The 871-nt window shown below is 69.2% G+C and carries 1 protein-coding gene; it reads right to left on the bottom strand.

The features are described 5' to 3' along the window. Window positions 1–871 (bottom strand): FG-GAP repeat domain-containing protein (locus tag ACYVDE_RS24580; RefSeq protein ID WP_460504147.1); only part of this gene is annotated, 871 nt, incomplete at both ends.

The following is an 871-nucleotide window of genomic DNA, read 5'->3' on the forward strand; positions in this document are numbered from 1 at the left end:
TGGCCCCGGCCGTGGCCGGCACCTGAAAGGTGAGGCTGGTGGCGGTGTTGTTCACGAAGCTGGCCGCGGTGGCCGCCGCCCCGTTCACGCTCACGGCCGTTATGCCGCTCATGTTGGTACCGGTCACCGTCATGGCCTGGCCGCGCACGCCAGGGGTGGGGCTGATGCTGCTGATGACGGGGGCCGGAGGCTGGTTCAGGCGCACGTTCACGGCGGGGCTGCTGCTATAGTTGGCGGCCAGCAGGTCCAGGTCGTTGTCGCCGTCGATGTCGGCCAGGGCCAGGCCGTAAGGATTACCGCCGAGGCTCACGTCCGAACCGCCGCCAAACGTGCCGCCGCTGTTCAGGCGCACGCTCACCTGCGAGCCGTTGCTGGCCAGCAGGTCGAGGTCACCGTCGGCGTCCACGTCGCCCAGCGCTACAAAAGTGGTGGTGCTGGCCAGGCCCAGGTCCGAGCCGCCCCCAAACGTGCCGCCGCCGCTGTTGAGGCGCACGCTGGCTGCGTTGCTGGTATAGTCGGCCGTCACGGCGTCGAGGTAGCCGTCGCCGTTCACGTCGCCCAGCGCCAGGCAGTTGACGTAGCCGGGCACTGCGAACGTACTGCCGGCGGCAAACGTGCCGCCGCCGCTGTTGAGGCGCACATCCACCGTGTTGCCAAAGGAGAAGGTCAGCAGGTCCAGGTCGCCGTCGTTGTCGATGTCGCCCAGCGCCAGGCCGTTGGCGTTGTTGAGCACCGTGGGGTTGGAGCCGCCCGCGAATACGCCCGTGTTCGAGCCGCTGGCGTCGCCGCCGTTCAGGCGCACGCTGGCCGTGTTGCTGCCGTTGGCGTGGTTGTAGTTGGCCGTCACGAGGTCGAGGTCGCCGTCGCCGTC

Source organism: Hymenobacter agri (assembly GCF_054778495.1).